This window comes from Pseudomonas sp. AC169 (assembly GCF_979258515.1).
Window position 1 is genome coordinate 200,844 of record NZ_OZ409866.1, and the last position, 21,871, is coordinate 222,714.

15 protein-coding genes are annotated in these 21,871 nt (G+C 59.5%); 5 read left to right on the plus strand and 10 right to left on the minus strand.

Annotated elements, in window-relative coordinates:
* Positions 1 to 382: 382 nt before the first annotated feature.
* Together cysS and ACZZ0G_RS00885 are read right to left on the minus strand one after the other, a co-directional pair.
* Entirely contained in the window at positions 383 to 1,765 is a 1,383-nt protein-coding gene (gene cysS, locus ACZZ0G_RS00880; RefSeq protein ID WP_463554967.1) for a cysteine--tRNA ligase, read from the minus strand.
* A gap of 21 nt (positions 1,766 to 1,786) precedes the next feature.
* A complete protein-coding gene (locus tag ACZZ0G_RS00885) occupies positions 1,787 to 3,484 on the minus strand; it encodes a glutamine--tRNA ligase/YqeY domain fusion protein (RefSeq protein WP_463554968.1) in 1,698 nt (565 codons plus the stop codon).
* A 249-nt stretch (positions 3,485 to 3,733) separates the two neighbouring features.
* Here ACZZ0G_RS00885 and ACZZ0G_RS00890 point away from each other — a divergent pair, with 249 nt between their 5' ends.
* The gene (locus ACZZ0G_RS00890) at positions 3,734 to 4,240 is read left to right on the plus strand and encodes a peptidylprolyl isomerase (protein ID WP_102901282.1); all 507 of its coding nucleotides are present in this window, start codon (positions 3,734 to 3,736) and stop codon (positions 4,238 to 4,240) included.
* Entirely contained in the window at positions 4,237 to 4,983 is a 747-nt protein-coding gene (gene lpxH, locus ACZZ0G_RS00895) for a UDP-2,3-diacylglucosamine diphosphatase (protein ID WP_463554969.1), read from the plus strand. Before ACZZ0G_RS00890 ends, lpxH begins: the two co-directional genes overlap by 4 nt.
* Positions 4,984 to 5,202: 219 nt before the next feature.
* Here the strand turns inward: lpxH and ACZZ0G_RS00900 are convergent, their stop codons facing one another.
* The 8 genes from ACZZ0G_RS00900 to ACZZ0G_RS00935 all read right to left on the minus strand — a co-directional run bounded on the left by ACZZ0G_RS00900 (position 5,203) and on the right by ACZZ0G_RS00935 (position 17,838).
* Positions 5,203 to 6,732, minus strand: coding sequence for a DHA2 family efflux MFS transporter permease subunit (locus ACZZ0G_RS00900; RefSeq protein WP_166224055.1), 1,530 nt, complete (start codon positions 6,730 to 6,732; stop codon positions 5,203 to 5,205).
* 137 nt (positions 6,733 to 6,869) lie between these two features.
* The gene (locus ACZZ0G_RS00905; protein WP_008082123.1) at positions 6,870 to 8,072 is read right to left on the minus strand and encodes an HlyD family secretion protein; all 1,203 of its coding nucleotides are present in this window, start codon (positions 8,070 to 8,072) and stop codon (positions 6,870 to 6,872) included.
* A gap of 15 nt (positions 8,073 to 8,087) precedes the next feature.
* The gene (locus tag ACZZ0G_RS00910; protein WP_463554970.1) at positions 8,088 to 9,557 is read right to left on the minus strand and encodes an efflux transporter outer membrane subunit; all 1,470 of its coding nucleotides are present in this window, start codon (positions 9,555 to 9,557) and stop codon (positions 8,088 to 8,090) included.
* Positions 9,547 to 10,029 (minus strand): MarR family winged helix-turn-helix transcriptional regulator, encoded by a 483-nt coding sequence (locus ACZZ0G_RS00915; RefSeq protein WP_077573642.1) that lies wholly within the window; start codon positions 10,027 to 10,029, stop codon positions 9,547 to 9,549. The genes ACZZ0G_RS00910 and ACZZ0G_RS00915 overlap by 11 nt, the downstream gene beginning before the upstream one ends.
* A 255-nt stretch (positions 10,030 to 10,284) precedes the next feature.
* Positions 10,285 to 11,604, minus strand: coding sequence for a hypothetical protein (locus ACZZ0G_RS00920; protein ID WP_463554971.1), 1,320 nt, complete (start codon positions 11,602 to 11,604; stop codon positions 10,285 to 10,287).
* A 118-nt stretch (positions 11,605 to 11,722) separates the two neighbouring features.
* Positions 11,723 to 15,397 carry a translocation/assembly module TamB domain-containing protein gene (locus tag ACZZ0G_RS00925; RefSeq protein ID WP_463554972.1) on the minus strand — a complete coding sequence of 1,225 codons (3,675 nt, stop codon included), beginning with the start codon at positions 15,395 to 15,397 and terminating at the stop codon, positions 11,723 to 11,725.
* On the minus strand, positions 15,394 to 17,121 hold the full coding sequence (locus ACZZ0G_RS00930; RefSeq protein ID WP_463554973.1) for an autotransporter assembly complex protein TamA: 1,728 nt from the start codon (positions 17,119 to 17,121) through the stop codon (positions 15,394 to 15,396). Before ACZZ0G_RS00930 ends, ACZZ0G_RS00925 begins: the two co-directional genes overlap by 4 nt.
* A 66-nt stretch (positions 17,122 to 17,187) precedes the next feature.
* Positions 17,188 to 17,838, minus strand: a complete 651-nt coding sequence (locus ACZZ0G_RS00935; RefSeq protein ID WP_064389274.1) for a GNAT family N-acetyltransferase — start codon at positions 17,836 to 17,838, stop codon at positions 17,188 to 17,190.
* Positions 17,839 to 18,134: 296 nt separating this feature from the next.
* Between ACZZ0G_RS00935 and xthA the strand changes: the two genes are divergently transcribed.
* The 3 genes from xthA (at position 18,135) to ACZZ0G_RS00950 (ending at position 21,815) form a co-directional block, all read left to right on the plus strand.
* Entirely contained in the window at positions 18,135 to 18,947 is an 813-nt protein-coding gene (gene xthA, locus ACZZ0G_RS00940) for an exodeoxyribonuclease III (protein WP_008082104.1), read from the plus strand.
* 189 nt (positions 18,948 to 19,136) lie between these two features.
* Positions 19,137 to 20,471: a substrate-binding domain-containing protein gene (locus ACZZ0G_RS00945; RefSeq protein WP_463554974.1), complete on the plus strand. Its 1,335-nt coding sequence runs from the start codon at positions 19,137 to 19,139 to the stop codon at positions 20,469 to 20,471.
* Positions 20,472 to 20,624: 153 nt separating this feature from the next.
* A complete protein-coding gene (locus ACZZ0G_RS00950) occupies positions 20,625 to 21,815 on the plus strand; it encodes an NHL repeat-containing protein (protein ID WP_463554975.1) in 1,191 nt (396 codons plus the stop codon).
* Positions 21,816 to 21,871: the final 56 nt, after the last annotated feature.

Below are 21,871 nucleotides of genomic sequence, written 5' to 3' on the forward strand. Positions count from 1 at the left end.
GACCGAGGTGTCTGGCGTTGTACATCGACCTGAAAAAACCAGTCGATTATGGATGTAGTACGGAGCATTGAGGTCGGTGGATCTCTTTGACACCATTCCCCTCACCCCAGCCCTCTCCCGGAGGGAGAGGGGGCTGACCGAGGTGTCTGGCTTGATGCGGCGACCTGAAAAAACCAGTCGATTATGGATTCAAAGCAGCACGTTCAAGTCGGCGTATCTCTTGAGCATCCCCCAATCAGTCCCCTCTCCCTCCGGGAGAGGGTTAGGGTGAGGGTGAGGGGCTTTTCTCGCGGCCAAACAAAAACCCGCACAAGGCGGGTTTTGTTGATCGTTCCCACGCTCCGCGTGGGAATGCAGCCCGGGACGCTCCGCGTCCCTGATCTCAGTCAGCCAAACGCCAGGTAGTCCCACCCTTGCCGTCTTCCAACACAACGCCCATCGCCGTCAGCTGATCACGAATCCGATCCGACTCAGCCCAATCCTTGCCCGCCCGAGCCGCCAGACGCGCCGCAATCAGTGCATCAACCTCAGCCGCATCGACACGCCCTTCAGCGCCCGCCTGCAGGAAGTCATCCGCTTCAAGTTGCAACACACCCAACACGCTGGCCAGCTCTTTCAGACGTGCCGCCAGACCCGCCGCCGCCTCAAGATCACTCTCGCGCAGGCGGTTGATCTCACGCACCATCTCGAACAGCACCGCACAGGCTTCCGGCGTACCGAAGTCGTCGTTCATCACCGTGGTGAAACGTTCAACAAACGCTTCGCCGCCAGCCGGCGCCACTGTCGGCAGGCCTTTCAACGCGTGGTAGAAACGCTCGAGAGCGCCCTTGGCGTCCTTGAGGTTGTCTTCCGAGTAGTTGATCGCGCTGCGGTAATGGCTCGACACCAGCAAGTAACGCACGACTTCCGGGTGGTACTTTTCCAGCACGTCGCGGATGGTGAAGAAGTTGTTCAAGGACTTGGACATCTTCTCGCCATTGATGCGAATCATGCCGCAATGCATCCACGCGTTGGCGTAGGTCTTGCCGGTGGCCGCTTCGCTCTGGGCGATTTCGTTTTCGTGGTGCGGGAACTCGAGGTCGCTGCCGCCGCCATGAATATCGAAGGTCTCGCCGAGGCAGCAGGTGGACATCACCGAGCACTCGATGTGCCAGCCCGGACGCCCGGCGCTCCACGGCGATTCCCAGCTTGGCTCACCCGGTTTGGCGGCTTTCCACAGGACGAAGTCGAGCGGATCCTGTTTCGACTCGTCGACTTCGATCCGCGCGCCGATGCGCAGGTCTTCGATTTTCTTGCGCGACAGTTTGCCGTAGCCCATGAACTTGGCGACGCGGTAGTACACGTCGCCATTGCCCGGGGCGTAGGCGTAGCCTTTGTCGATCAAGGTCTGGATCATCGCGTGCATGCCCGGAATGTGATCCGTGGCGCGCGGTTCCATGTCCGGCTTCTTGATGTTCAGGCGCGCTTCGTCTTCGTGCATCGCGGCGATCATGCGCTCGGTCAACGCTTCGAACGATTCACCGTTCTCGTTGGCGCGATTGATGATCTTGTCGTCGATGTCGGTGATGTTGCGCACGTAGGTCAGGTCGTAACCGCTGAACCGCAACCAGCGGGTCACCAGGTCGAACGCGACCATGCTGCGGCCGTGGCCGAGGTGGCAGTAGTCGTACACGGTCATCCCGCAGACGTACATGCGCACCTTGTTGCCATCCAGCGGCTTGAAAACTTCTTTGCTCTTGGTGAGCGTGTTGTAGATCGTTAGCACGTTATTTCCCTTGACGCTGAATCACTGGCCCCACGAATCACGCAGGGTCACGGTACGGTTGAATACCGGCTGACCTGGTTTCGAGTCCTTCAAATCAGCAACGAAGTAGCCTTCGCGCTCGAACTGGAAACGGTCTTCCGGCTGTGCATTGCCAAGCGATGGCTCAGCACGACAACCGGTGAGTACCTGCAGCGAATCAGGGTTGATGTTGTCGAGGAAACTCGCGCTGTCTTCAGCCTTCTCTGGGTTGGCCGAACGGAACAGACGATCGTACAGACGCACTTCGCACTCGACGCTGGCGGCAGCCGGCACCCAGTGAATCACGCCTTTGACCTTGCGACCTTCAGGGTTCTTGCCCAGCGTTTCCGGGTCGTACGAGCAACGCAGTTCGACGATGTTGCCGTCGGCGTCCTTGATCGCTTCGTCGGCACGGATCACGTAGCTGCCGCGCAGACGCACTTCACCGGCCGGTTCCAGGCGCTTGTAACCCTTTGGCGGCTCTTCCATGAAGTCGTCACGGTCGATGTAGATTTCCCGGGCGAATGGCAGTGCGCGTACGCCCATGTCTTCTTTCGGGTGGCGCGGCAGTTCGAGGTTCTCGACCTGGCCTTCCGGGTAGTTGGTGATCACCACTTTCAGCGGACGCAGTACGCACATCGCGCGCGGTGCGGTCTGGTCGAGGTCGTCACGGATGCTGAATTCGAGCATGCCGAAGTCGACCACGCCGTCGGAACGGTTGGTGCCGATCATTTCGCAGAAGTTGCGGATCGATTTTGGCGTGTAGCCACGGCGGCGGAAGCCCGACAGCGTGGACATGCGCGGATCGTCCCAGCCATGCACGTGCTTTTCATCGACCAGTTGCTTGAGCTTGCGCTTGCTGGTGATGGTGTAGTTGAGGTTCAGACGGCTGAACTCGTACTGACGCGGGTGCGCCGGCACTGGCAAGGCGTCGAGGAACCACTCGTACAGCGGACGATGGCTTTCGAACTCGAGGGTGCAGATCGAGTGGGTGATGCCTTCGATGGCGTCCGACTGACCGTGGGTGAAATCGTAGTTCGGGTAGATGCACCACTTGTCACCGGTCTGGTGGTGATGCGCGTGACGGATGCGATACATGATCGGGTCGCGCAGGTTCATGTTCGGCGAGGCCATGTCGATCTTCGCGCGCAGCACGCGGGCGCCGTCCGGGAACTCACCGGCGCGCATGCGGGCGAACCAGTCGAGGTTCTCTTCGACGGAGCGGTCGCGGAACGGGCTGTTTTTGCCCGGCTCGGTCAGGCTGCCACGGTATTCCTTGCCTTGTTCAGGCGTCAGGTCATCGACGTAGGCCTTGCCAGCCTTGATCAGCTCAACGGCCCAATCGTGCAACTGGTCGAAATACTGCGAGGCGTAGCGCACTTCGCCGGACCATTCAAAGCCCAGCCATTTGACGTCGGCTTCGATCGCGTCGATGTATTCCTGGTCTTCCTTGGCCGGGTTGGTGTCGTCGAAACGCAGGTGCGTGACGCCGCCGAACTCCTGGGCCAGGCCAAAGTTCACGCAGATCGACTTGGCGTGGCCGATGTGCAGGTAGCCGTTGGGCTCAGGCGGGAAACGGGTGACGATCTGCGTGTGCTTGCCCGAGTCCAGGTCTGCCTGGATGATCGGCCGCAGGAAATTGACCGGCACGGCAGGGCCGGACTTGGCATTCGAGGTAGGGTCGACAGTGGGCTTGCTCATAGGATCCTTGACTTACAGGTGCGCGGCCGCAGAGGGGCCAGACAAAACAAAGCCGCTATCATAGCCGATGCTGTCAAGGGCCTGACAGAGCACGGCCTATAAAGGAGCGCATTTAATCGCCGGGAATTGAAAAACAGCCTCGAAATTCGCGTCTGTCACGCTAAACTGCGCACCTTGGCCGATGCAGGCTGAACCGGTTGTGGGGCTGAATGTCCCAGAACCACGAATTCCTTATAAAGAGTAGCGATCATGACTCAAGTTAAATTGACCACCAATCATGGCGACATCGTCATCGAACTGAACGCTGAAAAGGCGCCGATCACCGTCGCCAACTTCATCGAGTACGTCAAGGCCGGTCACTACGAAAACACCGTTTTCCACCGTGTCATCGGCAACTTCATGATCCAGGGCGGCGGCTTCGAGCCAGGCATGAAGGAAAAGAAAGACAAGCGTCCAAGCATCCAGAACGAAGCTGACAACGGTCTCTCCAACGAGAAGTACACCGTTGCCATGGCCCGCACCATGGAGCCGCATTCGGCTTCCGCGCAGTTCTTCATCAACGTTGCCGACAACACCTTCCTCAACCACAGCGGCAAGAACACTCAGGGCTGGGGCTACGCGGTATTCGGTAAAGTCACCGCCGGCACTGACGTTGTCGACAAGATCAAAGGTGTTTCGACCACTTCCAAGGCCGGCCACCAGGACGTACCAGCAGACGACGTGATCATCGAGAAAGCCGAGATCATCGAAGCGTGATATTGCTGATTTCAGACTTGCATCTGGAAGAGGAGCGCCCGGACATAACCCGGGCGTTTCTGGATTTGCTCGCCGGACGCGCCCGCTCGGCGAGTGCGTTGTACATTCTCGGTGACTTCTTCGAAGCGTGGATTGGCGACGACGCCATGACACCGTTCCAGCGCTCCATCTGCCAGGCCCTGCGCGATTTGAGCGACAGCGGCACGGCGATTTTTCTGATGCACGGCAATCGCGACTTCATGCTCGGCAAGGCCTTCTGCAAGCAGGCCGGCTGTACGTTGTTGAAGGATCCGAGTGTCGTGCAGTTTTACGGCGAGCCGGTGCTGTTGATGCACGGCGACAGCCTCTGCACCCGCGACGTCGGCTATATGAAGCTGCGCCGCTATCTGCGTAACCCGATCACCCTGTTTATCCTGCGCAATCTGCCGCTGAGCAGCCGCCACAAACTGGCGCGCAAACTGCGCAGCGAGAGCAAGGCACAGACGCGGATGAAGGCCAATGACATTGTCGATGTCACGCCTGAGGAGATTCCGCGGATCATGCAGGAGTTTGGCGTGAAAACCCTGATTCATGGGCACACCCACCGCCCGGCGATTCACAAGTTGCAGCTCGGTGAGCAGGCGGCGAAGCGGATTGTGCTGGGGGATTGGGATCGTCAGGGTTGGGCGTTGCAGGTGGATGAGAGCGGGTATGCGTTGGCGCCGTTCGACTTTGCCCCGCCGCTGGCTTTGCCGCACGGCTGAGGATCGCTACCCCCTCACCCCAGCCCTCTCCCCCAAGGGGGCGAGGGGGAAGGGAGCCGATCTTCATGTTGTTCAAACCTGAGTTCGACTCACAATCTCAAATCGTGCTTTCCCCAAACCAGAGTTCAACTCGGTGGCTCAGGTCGGCGTACCTCGAAAGCAAACCACGGTCAGTCCCCTCTCCCTCCGGGAGAGGGTTAGGGTGAGGGGCTTTTGACCTTAATGCCCTGAAGCCGCCGGCCCTGCCTTGGCAGCAAACGGCGGTTTCGCCAGCCACACAATCAGTATCAACCCCATAAACCCCCAGCCCAGCAGCGTGAAGTAATCCACGGTGGAGAGCATGTACGCCTGGCTGGTCAAAATCTGATCCATCTGCGCATAAGCCGATTGGCTCGCCCCGCCCAAATGATTCAAGGTCTCGCGAGTCGCCGGTTCGAAGGTGCTGATGCTCTCGCTCATATAGGCATGATGCTGATCGGCCCGACGAATCCAGATCCACGTGGTCAGCGACGCCGCAAAGCTACCGCCCAACGTCCGCAGGAAAGTCGCAAGACCGGCACCATCGGCAATCTGGCTCGGCGGCAAGTCCGACATCAAAATGCTCAAGGTCGGCATGAAGAACAGCGCCACACCAATACCCATGAACAGCTGCACCAGTGCGATGTGCTGGAAGTCGACTTCATTGGTGAAACCAGCGCGCATGAAGCAACTCAAGCCAATCGCCAGAAACGCCAGCCCGGCCAGCAAACGCAGGTCGAACTTGTTCGCGTACTTGCCGACAAACGGCGACAGCAGCACCGGCAGAATGCCGATCGGCGCCACGGCCAGACCGGCCCAGGTCGCGGTGTAGCCCATCTGCGTTTGCAACCATTGCGGCAGGATCAGGTTGATGCCGAAGAACCCGGCGTAACCCAGCACCAACACCAGTGTGCCGATGCGAAAGTTGCGGTGGGCGAACAACCGCAGATTGACCACCGGATGCTGGTCGGTCATTTCCCAGATAACGAACACCGCCAGTGCAATCACCGAAATCGCCGCGCCGATGATGATGAAGTTCGACTCGAACCAGTCCAGATCATTGCCCTTGTCGAGGATCACCTGCAACGCGCCGACACCGATGATCAGCGTGATCAGACCGACGTAATCCATCGGCTGACGGCTGGTTTCCACCGGACGTTTGGCCAGTTGCGAGCGCACCACCATCACCGCAAAGATGCCGATCGGCACGTTGATGAAGAAGATCCACGGCCAGCTGTAACTGTCGGTAATCCAGCCACCGAGAATCGGCCCGGCAATCGGCGCGACCACCGTGACCATCGCCAGTAACGCCAGGGCCATGCCGCGCCTCGCCGGTGGATAGACAGCGATCAACAGGGTTTGCGTCATCGGGTACAACGGTCCGGCGACCAGACCTTGCAGCACGCGGAAGCCGATCAGTTCCGGCATCGATGTCGAGATACCGCAGAGAAACGAGGCCAGCACGAACAGAATGGTGGCCCACAAAAACAGTTTCACCTCGCCGAAACGGCGGCTGAGCCAACCGGTCAGCGGCAGCGCAATCGCGTTGCTCACGGCAAACGAGGTGATCACCCAGGTGCCCTGCTCCGAACTCACCCCGAGGTTGCCGGAAATCGTCGGCAGCGCCACGTTGGCAATGGTGGTGTCGAGCACTTGCATGAACGTCGCCAGCGACAGGCCGATGGTGCTGAGCAACAGGCTGGGCGGCGTGAAAGAGGCGTTATTGCTCATTGTGAATCCTATGAAACCAGGTTGTCGCCGTGCCCTTTGTGGGAGCGAGCCTGCTCGCGAAAGCGCTGTGTCAGACAACTTCCAAGTTGAATATCAGTCAGCATTCGCGAGCAGGCTCGCTCACACAGGGGAAAGATTCAGCGTTGCGCGGTTTTGCTCACCGCGGCGCTGTTGTCGTGGATCAGCTGCGCAATCATCGCGTCGGCTTCAGCCAGTTGGCGGTCGTAGACGTTGGTGCTGAACGACGCTTTCTGCGGTGGCTGCTGCGCCAGTACCGGACCGCTCTGGTCGTGCAGGTTCACTTCAACATTGGTCGACAGACCAACGCGCAGCGGATGCTTGGCCAGTTCTTCGGCGTTGATGTGAATGCGCACCGGTACACGCTGCACGATCTTGATCCAGTTACCAGTGGCGTTCTGCGCTGGCAACAAGGCAAACGCGCTACCCGTACCGGCGCCGAGGCTGTCGACGGTGCCGCTGTATTTCACGTCGCTGCCGTAGATGTCGGATTCGATATCAACTGGCTGACCGATACGCATGTCACGCAATTGGGTTTCCTTGAAGTTGGCGTCGATCCACAGTTGATCCAGCGGAATCACCGCCATCAACGCCGTGCCCGGCTGCACACGCTGACCGAGTTGCACGGTGCGTTTGGCGACGTAACCGGTGACCGGCGCGATCAAGGTGCTGCGGGCATTGGTCAGGTAGGCCTGACGTAGATCGGCGGCGGCCGACATCACGTCCGGGTGCGACGACACCACGGTGTCGTCGACCAGCGCGCTGGTGGTTTTCAGTTGCTGCTTGGCGTTGGCCAGAGCGTTTTGCGCCGAGGTCAGGTCGTCACGAGCGTGAGACAGTTCTTCCTGGGAAATCGCCCCGCCCTGCGCCAGGTTCTTCCGGCGGTTGTAGTTGTCCTGGGCTTTCTGCACTTCGGCCTGTTGCGCGTTGACCTGGGCTTTCATGCCGTCAACGTTGCTGTACAAACCGCGCACCTGACGCACGGTGCGCGCCAGTTTCGCCTGGGCACTTTGCAGGCCGACTTCAGCGTCGTTCGGGTCGAAGTTGATCAGCACCTGACCTTCGTGAACCAGATCACCATCGTCAGCGCCGATGCTGACCACGGTGCCGGTGACCAGCGGAGTGATTTCGACGACGTTACCGTTGACGTAGGCGTCGTCGGTGCTTTCGTTAAAGCGCCCGATGAATTCGTGATACGCCCAGACGCCGGCGCAGGCGAGTGCAACCACAACGGCCAGCACCAGCAGCATCACTTTGCGTTTGCGCGGGTTGCCGGTGTCCGGGGTGTTGCCTTGAGCTTGAGTGTTTTCGGCAGTGGCCATGACAAGTACCTTGAATTAGTTGTGCGGCGTGGCTGGGCTGGCGTTGGCTGCGGTCAGGGTGTCACCCTGGAAGCCGCCGCCCAGCGCTTGCATCAGTTGAATCGACAGGTCGATCTGCTCGGCATTGAGGTTGGCCAGTTGACGCTGGGCCTGCAGCAATTGCTGCTCAATGCTGAGCACGTCCAGGTAGTTGCCGATGCCGGAACCGTAACGCTGGACGACGGTGTTGTAAGAGTCCTGAGCAATGTCGGTGGCGTGTTGCTGCGCACCGATCTGCCGGTCGATGTCACGCAACTGGTTGATCGTGTCGCTGACATCGCCCAGTGCTTTCACCAGGCTTTTGTTGTACTGCGCCACCGCCAGATCGTAATCGGCGTCGCGGGCATCGAGGTTGGCGCGCAGGCGTCCGCCGTCGAAGATCGGCACCGAGATGGTCGGGGCAATGTTGAAGAAGCGACTGGCCGAGCCGAACATCGCGTCACCCAACAAAGATTCGGCACCGGCCGAGGCCGTGAGGTTCAAGTTGGGGTAGAACTGCGTTTTCGCCGAGTCGATGTCTTTGCTCGCCGCTTCGACGCGCCAGCGCGCAGCAACCAGATCCGGGCGACGACCGAGCAGTTCTGCCGGCAACACCGATGGCACGGCGACAGCGCTGGCTTGCAGGACTTTCGGTCGGGCGATTTCGTTGCCGCGATCCGGGCCTTTGCCGAGCAGCACGGCCAAGGCAATTTTGGCGCTGTTCAGACGTTTTTCCGCGTCGATCAGGCTGGCTTCGGAACTGGCTTCCAGGCTTTGCGTTTGCTGGAACTGGTACTGGCTGTCGATCCCGGAACTCAGGCGACGCTGGCTCAAGTCGAGCATTTGCTTGGTGCGCTTGAGGTCGTCGTTAGCCAGGTCGTAAACGATGTGCGCCTGACCGAGATCGCTGTAGGCACGGGCGACGTCGGCAGCCAGGGTCAACTGCGCGGCCTGACGATCAACTTCAGCCGCGCGGGCCTGACCGAGTGCAGCTTCCCAGGCGTCACGCTGACCGCCCCAGAGGTCGAAGTTGTAGTTGAAACCGGCGCTGACGTTACGCACGGTGGCGTAGGCATCGCCCTGCCCCAGCGGATCCTGATCCTTGGCCAGGCGCGAACGGCTGATGCCGGCGCTGGCGTCGAGGGTCGGATAACGCTCGGCATCGGCGGCATACGCGGCGGCGCTGGCCTGATGGGCGCGCGCTTCGGCGATCTGCATGTCCGGGCTGTCGTGCAGCGCTTCGCGGATCAGGCCATCGAGTTGCGGATCGCCGAGGCTGGTCCACCAGTCGCTTTTCGGCCACGCGGCCGGCGACAGGGTCACGCCGTTGAGGGATTGGCCGACTTTCAGGCTTTTGGGGTCAAGGTTCTGGCCTTGAGTGTCGAGGCCGCTGTAATTGGCGCAACCGGCGAGGATCATCGCCGACAGCACCAGCGTCAGGCTGCTGCGCAAGGTTTTACCGCTCATTGTGTTCACCTAAGCGCTGGATGGTGATCGGGTCACCGGCTGCCAGCAGGATTTTCTTGAGGATGTATTCCAGGGTCTTCAACTCGTCCGGAGTGACGGCGCCGGCCAGTTCATTCATCGCATCGGCGCCGATATGCGGCAGGCGATCGGCCAGTTGCTGGCCTTGCTCGGTCAGTTTCAACTGCACCTGACGGCGATCGCCTTCGCTGCGCTGACGAGCCAGAAAGCCTTTCTGCTCCAGACGATCGAGCATGCGCGTCATCGAACCGCTGTCGAGCGACAGATGCCGGCACAGCTCGGCCGGGGTATCGACGCCGAACTGGGCCATGATGATCAACACCTTGAACTGCGCGGCGGTGATGCCGTGGGGTTCCATGTGGGTGTCGATGATCCGGTCCTTGAGCAGCGCCGCACGGCCAAGCAACAGGCCGAGATGGCAATGTTTGAATTCGTCCGGGGTGAAATGCTTCATTTGCTCACCTAATAACTGCCTAGGCAGTGAATGTATGTCGAGATGTTACTGCCTAGGCAGCGAATGTCAATGGAATAGTTAGGAAGCTTGGTAATTAGTTGAGCAATGGAGTTGGTTTTTGTGTCGCACAGGCGGACGCCTTCGCGAGCAGGCTCGCTCCCACAGGGTCCTGCGTCAGCCAAACAATATTGGCAACGACACAAAACCTGTGGGAGCGAGCCTGCTCGCGAAGGCCGCGACTCGGTGTAACGTCGGTCAGGACTCGTCAGAAGGCTGCACAGGCGGCGGCTGCACAGGATGCACCTCGCGCCCGCGCAAGCCAGTCGCCACATACCCGCAGGCACGTTTGGTCACCGCATACATGCTGTGCCAGCCCGGCGGTGCCGGCTCGATGGCGGCATGCAACGCTCGCGCAAAGTCGAGCACCAGCCCGGGCGTCCACGCCATCACTTCGGCACGCTTGCGCACTTGCGCGGCGACCCAGAACTCGGGGCTGAAAATGACTCGGGCGAAGTCGAGCATGCTCGAATGACCTCGGTTCATCGCCCCTTCCAGCGCAGCTTCGAGGCTATGCGCGACGGCGCTGGAACAGTTGCGGCTGGTCAGGTTGTACGTGCTGTTCTGCCGATACTCCGTCCAGAACGCATGCAGGCGCCGGGCGTCGTAATGGGCAAAACTGACCTGCACCGAAGACGGGCACCAGTCCGCCACCTCACCGGCATAATCCGGCAAAAATCTGCCGGCGACATCGTTGTTCGGCGTCGCCCGCAGCAAGCGCACGAAATCCCCCGCCGAACGATCAATGTCGTCCTGCGGGTAATGACTGATGTAAATGTCCGGACCACATTCCAGTGCCGCATGGCCGGCGGAGATCACGCCGTTGATATCGACCGCCGCAATGTAGCGGTTGAGCAGCCGATTGCGCACCAAGGTGTCGTCGACGGTGCCACTGGGGGTCCAGACGTGAATCACCAATGCGCCGCTGCTGGCCGGCGCACTGACCGACAAAGGGCTGGTCAGCGGCGGCTGGTGTTTGAAGCGCACGGCTTGGCGCAACAAGGCGCAACCGGTGAGAAACAGGCTCATGCCGATGCAGAACGGCACCGTGCCCTTGTACAGCGTCGGGTACGGTTCGAGGATAAACACGCCAAAGCCGATTTCGAACAACCCCGCCAGCAGCGACACTTGCCAACCGACAAAGCGCACCACCACCGCAGCCGCCAGCCTGAAGACCCCATCAATTATGAAAGCCCCGCCAAATAGCACCGCCAGAATCAGCCCGGCGGCATGTTGCCGGTCGACGATCAGCAGTCCCAGCAAGAGAAAAGCCAGTCCGCGCGCTCTGCGCAGGGCCGCAGCGGTTCCGGCTGTTGGTGCCGGCACCAGCAGCAGGATCAGGGCTTCGAGCAACAACAGATAACCGAAAAGATGCAGCGGGAAATACAAAACCCCGTCCAGCGCATCAATGAAGATGCCCACGCCGGCCGCGCCCCAGACGATGCCCGTCAGCGCCAGCGCAGACCAACGCTTGCGGACGAATTCGTGACCGAGCAAGACCATACTCAAGCGGACCATAGGCGTCTCTGTTGTTTTCGGGCAGCCGCCAACCGCGCAGCATTCAAGTAGCGTTGAGTCTAATTCATTCTGCAAAAGCCGGATCGCAGCGACGCGACCCGGCAGGGGGAAACGCGCGTCAGAAATCGCGCTTGTAGAAAATATCCAGCGAACTGGCCACGCCACTGGCCGCCTCGACGTAAACCTTCTTGCTCAGCTTGTAACGCAACGCAATGGTGCTGGCCGGTTCAAACACGCCCACGCCATAACGCAAACTGAGCTTCTCGGTAATATTGCCGCTGGCCACCACGCTGGTGGCATCGCCGCTGCCCGCCGTGTCGAGCTGGAAGTCCTGAATCCCCAGATCCTTGGCCAGGCTGCTGGTGACTCCGGAACTGCCCATCAAGCCCAACCCCAACGCCGCTTGCGCGAGCATGTTGTTGTCTTCGCCGTTGGTGCTCAGCGGTCGGCCGAGGACCAGATAGGAAAGCGCCTGCTCCTGACTCATCGCCGGCTCGGAGAAGATCTGTGTGGTCGGCTGCTCGGCGCTGCCGCTCAGGCGAATACCGGCGATGACGTCGTCGGTCTGGCGAATCGCTTCGATGTCCAGATATGGCTGATCGAGGGGGCCGGCGAACAGCAGACGCGCGCGCCGCACTTGCAGGCGCTGGCCGTAGGCACTGTAGCGGCCGTCGTTGAGCCACAGCTCGCCACGGGTGTCCATGTTGTCGCCGATGTGTACGTGCCCTTTCACGTTGGCGGTCAGGCCGAAACCGGCGAAGGCCAGTTTGTCTTCGCCGACCACCACGTCGATATCCATTTTCATCGCCATCGGTGGTTTGCCCTCTTCGGTCTGCGCACCGACGATGATCGTGTCATCGGAGACTTTCACCGTTGACGGCGGCAATTCGCGCACGGTGATTTCGCCTCGCGGCACCAGCACTTTACCGGCAATCGCCAACTCATCGCCGGCCATGGAAATCTTCAGGTCCGGCGCCACTTCCAGCTTGGCGTACGGCTCGACGGTGACCGGCAGTTGCGTGCCCTTGAGCGCCAGATCAACTGTCAGTGCCTGACCCCAGGCCACATTGCCGTTCAGACTGCCCTGCCCGCTCTTGCCGCTTTTCCAGCCGCCGTCGAGGCGCACCGATTCGCCGGCAATCATTGCGGTGAGTTGCAGATTCTGCAGCTCCATCGGCAACTCGGCGCCGGACACTTCGCCGTCGCTCAGTTGCACGGTGCCGTTGACCAACGGCGCGAGCAGTCCGCCGGAAATGGTGCCGCTACCGTTGAGGCGCCCGGTAAGTTTCTCGACCATCGGCACAAACGGCCGCGCCACCGACAGATCCAGCCCGGAGAGGCGGAACGAGCCGCTCAGCGGTTTGTTTTTTGGCAGCGGATTGAGCTGCGCTTGCACCATCAGTTCGCCGAGCTTGCCGCCGACGAAGTTGAGTTCGGTGTCGACGCGCTTCGGCGTCAATTTGCTGGTGAGTTTCAGCGTCTGGTAGGGGAAATCCAGCCACTGATCCTTTTCTTTCATGCGCAAGGTGCCACCGCTGGCGTCGATGCTGACCACGCCGTTCGGGCCGCTGGCCGGCAGATCCAGTTGCAGATCGGCGTTGAGCTTGCCCTTCCAGGCGAAATCTTTTGGCATCCACTGTGCGAGGCTTTCGATCGGGAACTGCTTGAGGTGGTAGCGCAGTTTCGGCTCCGGCATCAGGCGCTGATCTTCACCGCACAGGCTGGCGTCGCCGGACATCCAGCAATGCGCGCCAAAGTTGATCTTGCCGTCAGCCAGACGTTCGAGCTTGGCTGGGTTCTGCAGTTTCCAGTCCTGGCCGCCGGCCTGAATGTCACCGCTGGCCAGCCGCCCACGCCAGTTGCCTTTGTCCAGATTGCCGTCCAGACCGAGGGCCAGTTTCAGCTTCGGCCCGATCAGGTCGAGGTTGAGTTTCTGGCTTTTGATATCGCCCTGAGCACTGGCGGTCAGCGTGCCCAACGAGGTATTGCCGGCCTGAATGCCGCTGCCCTTCAGATCGATTTTCGCCCGCTGTGCGCTGTCGAGAGTGGCATCGAGGTTGAGGCTTTGCAGGCGATTGTCCTGGAACGCCAGTTGCGAACCTTGCAGGTCGAGTTTGCCCTGCGGTGCCTTCAGCGTACCGGCGACGTTCACCTGGCCAGTGATCTGCCCACGCAGCTGCGGCCAGAGCTGGGCCAGACGCGACAACTTGATGTCGATCTGCCCGGTGAGTTTCTGTTGCAGGCTGCCCTTGCCGTTAATGATGTTGTCGCCGAGCCGGATTTGCAGGGCGTTGAGATTCCACTGCTCGCCAGCGCCGTCGGCCTTGGCCTGGAGGATCGCTGGTTGACCGCGCAGCTTGCCTTTCAAGTCGAGATCAGCGGTGAGGCTCAGGCGTTCGTTCTTCATTTCGCCCTTGCTCTTCAGCGGCCCGGCCAAAGTGCCCGGCAATTCCGCAACCCAATAAGCCGGATTCAGCGCCGACAGATCCAGCGCCGTGTCCCAGGCAATGCCGTCGGCGAACTGTACGTTGACGTGCCCTTCAGCCTTGCCCTGCCCGGCTTGCATTTTCAATTGAGGCAAAGCGATTTGTGTAAGGCTGCCGCTGAACGGACTGCTCAACGTAAACGCGCCCGCCGGCCCATCCAGTGCGGCGGCGAAGTTGCCGAGGTATTGACCGTCGGTGTAGGAGACTTCGCCAGTGAAGGTACGTAAAGCGACCTCAGGTTCGTCGATTTCGTTATAGAGCCGATGCCACGGGAAATCCTGCCAGTTGATATTGGCTTGCGCGCTGAGGCCTTTGCTCCAATCGACGCTGCCAGTGAGCTTCAGGCTTTGCTTGTCGTTGGCTGTCAGATCAAGGCCGGCAATCTGCGCGCCGCTGGCGTCGACTTTGCCTTTGAGCAGCAGCGCCACCGGGCCTTTGTCGGCGGGCAGCGTCGCGTTGCCGTTGAGCTGGTAACCGTTTTTCAGGTCGCCTTCGCCGGTCAGCACCAGTTGGTTGAGTTGCAGGGTGTCCGGCAGGTCGGCGCTCGGCTTGAATGCCTCGGAAGTGATGCGCACCTTGGCCGGCAGGTTTTCCGCCAGCGGTTGCAGCTCGCCGCTCAACTGACCGTCGAGGTAGCCACGGCTGTCGGCGTGCAGGTTGAGGGTTTTCAACAGGTCGCCGTCGACTTTCAACGCCAATGTCCACGGCCCCGTGCCGGGAGATGGCAACGTCAGGTCACCAGCGATGTTCAGCGGCCAGTTGCCGGTCGGCGTGAGTGTTCCGGACAGGTTCAGGCTGAGGTCGTCGCGCTGCAATTTGATACTTTCAATCTGCATACCCTGGGCAGTCCAATGCGCTGCCAGTTGCAAACCCTTGAGCTGTTCGCTGCCATTGAACAGCAGACTGCCGACCTTTACGTCGCCCAGTTCGATGGCCACCGGCAATTGCAGATCCGGCAGTTTGATCGGGCCGCTTTCGGTGGCTTCTTCACTCGGTGGAAATTGCAGAATCACCTGATCAGCCTTGAGCTGTTCGATGCACAGGGTCATGCGCGTCAGGCACAACGGCGACCAAGCGAAGATCGCCTTGCTCAGTTCGACGCGACTGCTGTCCTGCTGCCACAACAGATGATCGGCGCTCCACTGCCCGCCGAGGCGACCCTGGAAATTCTCGACGCTGAGGCCGGGCACGAGGCCCAGCACCCAACGGCTGCCAGCCGCCGTGCCGAGTACGGCGGTGACACTCAATACAATCAACAACACCAGCGCCAACAACGCCAGCGCCGTTATTTTCAAACCACGCTTCACAGCTCAGGCCCCATGGAAAAGTGCAGCCGGATGCCGCCATCGTCGTCGAGTGCGTGGGCCAGGTCGAGGCGGATCGGCCCCACCGGCGAGACCCAGCGCACACCAATACCGACCCCGGTCTTGAGGTTCGGCAGTTCGAGTTTATTGAAGGAGTTGCCCTGATCGACGAAAGTCGCGACGCGCCATTTCTCGGCGATCGAATATTGATACTCGACGCTGCCAGCGACCATGTAACGGCCGCCGATCCGATCACCGTCGGAGTTTTTCGGCGACAGACTCTGGTAGTCGTAACCGCGCACGCTCTGATCGCCACCGGCAAAGAAGCGCAGCGACGGCGGAATCGAGTTGTAACCGTTGGTGGCGCTGCCGCCGACCTGCACGCGGCCGAGGAAGCGGTGTTTATCGAACACTGTGGTCAGGCCTTTGACCAGCGCGGTGCCATATAAAAGGTTGTTGTCCGAGCCGATGCCTTCCTTGGCCACTTTGCTTTCGAAGCTCAGGCGATAGCCGTTGTGCGGGTCGATGCGGTTGTCGCTTTTCAGGTAGGAATAACTGATGCCGGGCATCAGCAAGGTACTCAGACCCGAGTCGTCGCCCAGCTCATATTCTTCGCGCTGCCATTTCAGCGAGATCACCCGCTGCCAGCCGCTTGGCAACTTGCTGTGCCATTCCGGGCCGAAGGTCAGCAGTTTGCTGAGCGTGTCGGAACCGTCGATGTCTTCGAACTGATAACCGCCGGCCCAACGCAGTTTGTCTGTCAGTGGCGGGTCGAGCGGGATGTCGTAGAACAGCCCGACGTTTTGCCGTGGCGCCGACAGTTCGGCTTCCCAGCCATAGCTGTCGCCTTGCGGGTTGACCCAATGGCGGGTCCAGTTGGCTTTGATGCGCGGGCCGACGTCGGTCGAATAACCCAGGCCCAGGCCCATGGTCCGTGGTTTGCGCGTGTCGAGTTTGACGTCCACGGGGATCACGTCATTTTTCGCCGTGGTCGGTGCGGCATCGACGCGTACGCCCTCGAAGTAACCGCTCGATTGCAGATCGCGATTGAGTTCAGCGATCAGCTCGGAGTCGTAGGGTTCGCCCTCCTTGAACGGCACCATGCGTTGCAGCAGGTCTTCGTCGAACGGCGTGTCGCCTTCGAATGTGACCTTGCCCAGCGCATAGCGCGGGCCGCTTTCGTAGATCAGTTCTACATCGGCGACACCGGCGCGCGGATCGACCAAAAGTTTCTGGCTGGTGAAATGGCCACTGAAGAAGCCGAAGCGTGAAGCCTGATTCTGAATAATTCTTTTGGCGTCTTCATAACGCCCATGATTGAGCACCGCACCAGATTTCAGCACGTCGCTTTTCGGTACACGAAAGGATTTGAGGGAGGCCGCCGGGCCGTCGACACGGATGGTCACGTTGCGCAGGCGAATCGGCTCGCCGGGATCGATATTCAACACCAGGCGCAGTTTTTCGCCGCCCTTGACGTCACTTTCGATCTGCGGCTGGTAGTAGCCCAACGCCTGGGCCGCCTTGCGCGCCTGCTCTTCGGCACCGCGACTGAAGCGCTGCAGCGCTTCTTCGTCACGATCGCCGAGGCTGCCGATATAGCCTTCTATATTGGCCTTGAGTTCATCGTTGGACGGTTTGATCCGCACATCCAATTCACTTTGCGCCAGCGCCGTGCAGCTGGTTAACAGCAGGAGCACGCCACTGGTAAATCTTCCTGGAAACTTCATAGGCGCGGATGCTATCACGGGCTTGGGAGCGTGATAGAACAGGAAATTTCCCAAGAAGTTCGATTGTCATGCTGTTGCAGTTTGTAACACCTGCGGATTGGCGTGAAAAAATACGTGTTCACGCACCGGCCCGACGGCAACTTCGCCGATCTCTTGGTAACCCTGCCTTTTATAGAATTCCAGATAGCGCGGGTTACCCGTGTCGAGCACCACGCCTTGCGAGGTTTCATCGACTGCGCACCAGTTGTGTACCGCCGTCAGCAGTTGTTCACCGAAATGTTTGCCTTGAAATTGCGGGTGAATCCCCAGCAGCGGCAGCATGTGCACCGAATCGCTGGGCACGCAGGCGGCGACCGCGTCGTGGTATTCCAGATAACGGCGGGTACAGCGGAAACCGGTGCTGAGCACCATACGCAAACGCCACGCCCAACTTTCGGTGATACCCAAACGGCGTTGCGGCGGCGCGATCAGGGCGATGCCGATCAAGCGATCGTTGACCAGCAGGCCGATGGCCGGCAGATCCTGAAGGAAGTGTTGTTTGACCAGCTCACGCACCGTCGCCCGCACCCGTTGCTCGTAGCCGGGACGCTCGGCTTCGAACAGGTAGCCGAAGGTTGGCTCATGGCGATAGGCCTGATAGAGCAGCGATCGAGCTTCGCGGGAATAACCGCGGTCGAGCATATGAATGTCGGCGATGGCGGTCTGGGTTTCAGGCATAACGGTGATTCTCCCCGGGGCGCGTGCAAATGGCGGCGCTCTTGTTGGTACGAACCTTTTGCGGGTGGCGTGGTTCCCCACAGGTATAGACCAAGTCGGGATCTTCATCGACTGGGCGGACGCCTTCGCGAACAAGCTCGCTCCCACATTTGGAACGCATTCCCCTGTGGGAGCGAGCTTGCTCGCGAAGAGGCACTTACCCGCAACACAAATCCCACAGGCCAAAATGATTTCTCCCACACTGGCCCCCATCCCACATGTCAGCTAGCATCGCCCTTTTGCCAGGACTGCCGACCATGAAGATCGTTTCCTTCAACATCAACGGACTGCGCGCCCGTCCGCATCAGCTGGCAGCGCTGATCGAAAAACACCAGCCGGACGTCATCGGCCTGCAGGAAACCAAAGTCCACGACGACCAGTTCCCGCTCGAAGAAGTCCGTGCCCTCGGCTACCACGTGTACTTCCACGGCCAAAAAGGCCATTACGGCGTGGCGATGCTGTCGCGCCAGGAACCGATCGCCATTCACAAAGGTTTCGCCACCGACGAAGAAGACGCCCAGCGGCGCTTTATCTGGGGCACGTTCGCTGACGCCAATGGCGTACCGGTGACGATCATGAACGGCTACTTCCCGCAGGGTGAAAGCCGCGACCACCCGACCAAATTCCCCGCTAAACAGCGTTTTTACAGCGATCTGCAAGCGTTGCTGGAAAGCCAGTTCCACAACGAACAGCCCGTAGTAGTGATGGGCGATGTAAACATTTCCCCGGAAGACTGCGACATCGGCATCGGCCCGGACAACATGAAGCGCTGGCTGAAAACCGGTAAATGCAGCTTCCTGCCGGAAGAGCGCGAGTGGATGGCACGCCTGAAGAACTGGGGTTTGACCGACAGCTATCGCCACTTGAACCCGGACGTAACCGACATGTTCAGTTGGTTCGATTACCGCAGCCGTGGCTTTGAAGATGAGCCGAAGCGTGGCCTGCGCATCGATGTGATTCTGGCGTCCCATGGTTTGTTGCCACGGGTGAAGGCCGCCGGTGTCGACTATGAATTGCGCGGGATGGAAAAACCTTCCGACCATGCGCCGATCTGGCTTGAACTGGCCTGATTTACGAGTCGCCTGAAATCCCCTGTGGGAGCGAGCTTGCTCGCGAATGCGGTGTATCAGAAACATTTTTGTAACTGACACACCGCATTCGCGAGCAGGCTCGCTCCCACATTTAGATCACTGTCATCTTCAAGTAACTTTTCTGACTTAATCTCCCCGGCAATCCCCTTGGCTTGATTCGGTGCCGGCATGACCCTGCGTGTTCTGTGCGTTTTTCTCTTGAGTGCGTGGCTGACGGTTTCTGCCGCCGCCCTGCCCCTTCCTGAAAACGGCCCGGCGCTGCGTATTCAAGGCTCCAACACCATCGGCGCCGAACTTGGACCGGCACTGGTCGAAGGCCTGTTGCAAGAACAGGGTCTGCTGAAAATCCACCGCGAAACCCCAGACACCGCCAACGAACTGCGCATCGTCGGCCAGACCAGCGAAGGTAAACGCGTGGTCGTCGAAGTCGCCGCCCACGGTTCCAGCACCGGTTTCACCGCGTTGAAAAATGCCAGCGCCGATCTCGCCGCGTCTTCCCGCGAGATCAAGGACAGTGAGTTGCAAACGCTGCAATCACTGGGCGATCTGAAAAGCGTCGCCGCCGAGCAAGTCATCGCCATCGACGGCCTGGCAATCATTCTTCATCCCGACAATCCACTGCAGCAACTCGACACTGAGCAGCTGGCGCGGATCTTCGCCGGCGAGGTGAAGACCTGGGAGGACCTCGGCGGGCGTGGCGGTGCGATTCATTTATATGCGCGGGATGATCAGTCGGGCACCTACGACACGTTTAAGGAGTTGGTCCTGAGTCGTCGTGGGAAAAGTCTGAGCAACGCCGCGAAACGCTTTGAATCCAGCGAGCAATTGTCCGATGCCGTCAGCGCCGATCCGCAGGGCATAGGTTTTATCGGTTTGCCCTACGTGCGTCAGGCCAAAGCCGTGGCCATTGCCGACGGTGCGTCGCAATCGATGCTGCCGCTCAACAGCTTGATCGCGACCGAAGACTACCCACTGTCACGACGGCTGTTTTTTTATCTACCGCACGACAGCAACAATCCGTGGGCACAGGCCTTGGTAACGTTTGCGCAAAGTCGTCAGGGTCAGGCGATTGTCGCGGCCAACGGATTTATAAGTCAGACCGTGCACGCCATGACGGTGGCACCGAATGCGCTGATGCCCGAGGGTTATCAATCCCTCAGCCGTCACGCCCAGCGTCTGACAGTGAATTTCCGTTTTGAGGAAGGCAGCGCGAGTCTGGATAACAAGGCGCGGCAGGATCTGGCTCGGGTGATCGACTATATAAAGCGGCGTGACAAAACCGAACGCGCGGTGACATTGGTCGGCTTTGGTGATGCCAAGGATGACCCGGCACGGGCGGATCTGCTGTCGAAGCTGCGGGCGATGGCGGTGCGCCGGGAACTGGTGAAGAACGGCGTGGTGCTGCGTGAGGTTCGTGGCTTTGGCGCGTTGATGCCGGTGGCGGCGAACAATGCGGATGAAGGAAGGATCAAGAATCGGCGGGTTGAGGTTTGGGTGTATTGAGAGCGGCAAACTCCACGCCGCAGGAATCTGGATACTGTCAGAGTTGACAGGTGTGTGAACCGTAGTGTTCTGCCTAGAATCGGCACGACTGACCTGTTGAATGCCCACGAGACAGGTGCTGTCAGTGCCCTGGGTAAAACTCAAGGATCGGTCATGAACACTCAAAGTGCATTACCAAGAAAGCCCGGCGATCTCGACACACAATTTGCTGTGAATGGTGTTGTTTCTGGCCCGGCTGGTGCAATCAACTATTCTATAGTCGCTCAACCCGACGGGAAGTTGGTTTACGCGACACATCATCAGGGTTTTTATCATATTCACCGTTTGTTGCCTGGCGGGCAGCCCGATACTTCTTTTGGCAACGGGGAGAATGTCCAAGGCCAGTTCAGAGACAATCAAAACTCCAAACCTACTCGCCTGATCGCGCGAAACAAGAAGATTATTATCGTGGGTGATGCCCTGCCGAGTGGAGTGCTAGGAACGCCTGCCGCCAAACGACTGAATGAAAGTGGTAGCCCGGATCTGGTTTTCCAACCGGCTCTGGTGCCGCTTCCGGCGATATCTTCCAACGGCGACGCCAGCGATGGAGACGTGCTTGGGGATGGACGAATCCTGATCCTGAGCCAGCGAACCGAAGACCACCTGATGCATGATAAGGGTCAGTTGACCTGTTTTCAGGCAAACGGCAACCCCGACACCAGCTTTGGCGATGAAGGGCACGTCGTAATCGATTGGGGAAAAGATATCAATCGAATGGTCAGTGTGGCGATTCAACCAGACGACAAGATAGTCATTGGTGCCAATTACGTGAAACTCTCTCCAGGAAGCTCTCGTATCATCCTTACGCGTTACCTGAGCACCGGCGAACTGGACAAAACTTTTGGTGTTGACGGAATTGCTTATCTAGGAGAGGAAGACCGTTCGTATCAGCTTCAAAAACTGATCGCTCTCCCGGACGGTAAACTGGTCTGCTCCGGCGGTATCGGTAATTACAAAGCATTGTTGATGCGCTTTGATTCGGACGGTCGTCCCGACCCGACATTCAACGGCGGCAAAGAAGTTTTGATTGATGCTGATTCTTACAATGGGACATTATCCGCCGTGGCAGTACAACCTGAAGACGGAAAAATTGTTGCCGCTGGTTGGGACATAACCTCCTCAATCCGGATGTTCTGGGGGCGGCTGAATGAAGACGGTTCGAGCGACGACAGCTTTGGAACCAAAGGCTGGTCGAAGGGACTTAGCGGGATACCCTTCGACATCGTGATGCAACCTGGACGTTTCATCATCGCAGGTCGGTCTTCAGGACCTGAAACGGCTGTCCTCTACGGCGTACAACGCTGACGTCTTTTTTGATTCAAAAAAACAATGCGCCAGCTACATCCCTGTGCTGGCGCATT

What these genes read in the sequence shown, in the direction of transcription:
- ACZZ0G_RS00885 (WP_463554968.1), bottom strand. Translation starts at nt 3,484, where the DNA reads ATGAGCAAGCCCACTGTCGACCCTACCTCGAATGCCAAGTCCGGCCCT.
- ACZZ0G_RS00890 (WP_102901282.1), top strand. Translation starts at nt 3,734, where the DNA reads ATGACTCAAGTTAAATTGACCACCAATCATGGCGACATCGTCATCGAA.
- ACZZ0G_RS00900 (WP_166224055.1), bottom strand. Translation starts at nt 6,732, where the DNA reads ATGAGCAATAACGCCTCTTTCACGCCGCCCAGCCTGTTGCTCAGCACC.
- ACZZ0G_RS00905 (WP_008082123.1), bottom strand. Translation starts at nt 8,072, where the DNA reads ATGGCCACTGCCGAAAACACTCAAGCTCAAGGCAACACCCCGGACACC.
- ACZZ0G_RS00910 (WP_463554970.1), bottom strand. Translation starts at nt 9,557, where the DNA reads ATGAGCGGTAAAACCTTGCGCAGCAGCCTGACGCTGGTGCTGTCGGCG.
- ACZZ0G_RS00915 (WP_077573642.1), bottom strand. Translation starts at nt 10,029, where the DNA reads ATGAAGCATTTCACCCCGGACGAATTCAAACATTGCCATCTCGGCCTG.
- ACZZ0G_RS00920 (WP_463554971.1), bottom strand. Translation starts at nt 11,604, where the DNA reads ATGGTCCGCTTGAGTATGGTCTTGCTCGGTCACGAATTCGTCCGCAAG.
- ACZZ0G_RS00930 (WP_463554973.1), bottom strand. Translation starts at nt 17,121, where the DNA reads ATGAAGTTTCCAGGAAGATTTACCAGTGGCGTGCTCCTGCTGTTAACC.
- ACZZ0G_RS00935 (WP_064389274.1), bottom strand. Translation starts at nt 17,838, where the DNA reads ATGCCTGAAACCCAGACCGCCATCGCCGACATTCATATGCTCGACCGC.
- xthA (WP_008082104.1), top strand. Translation starts at nt 18,135, where the DNA reads ATGAAGATCGTTTCCTTCAACATCAACGGACTGCGCGCCCGTCCGCAT.
- ACZZ0G_RS00945 (WP_463554974.1), top strand. Translation starts at nt 19,137, where the DNA reads ATGACCCTGCGTGTTCTGTGCGTTTTTCTCTTGAGTGCGTGGCTGACG.
- ACZZ0G_RS00950 (WP_463554975.1), top strand. Translation starts at nt 20,625, where the DNA reads ATGAACACTCAAAGTGCATTACCAAGAAAGCCCGGCGATCTCGACACA.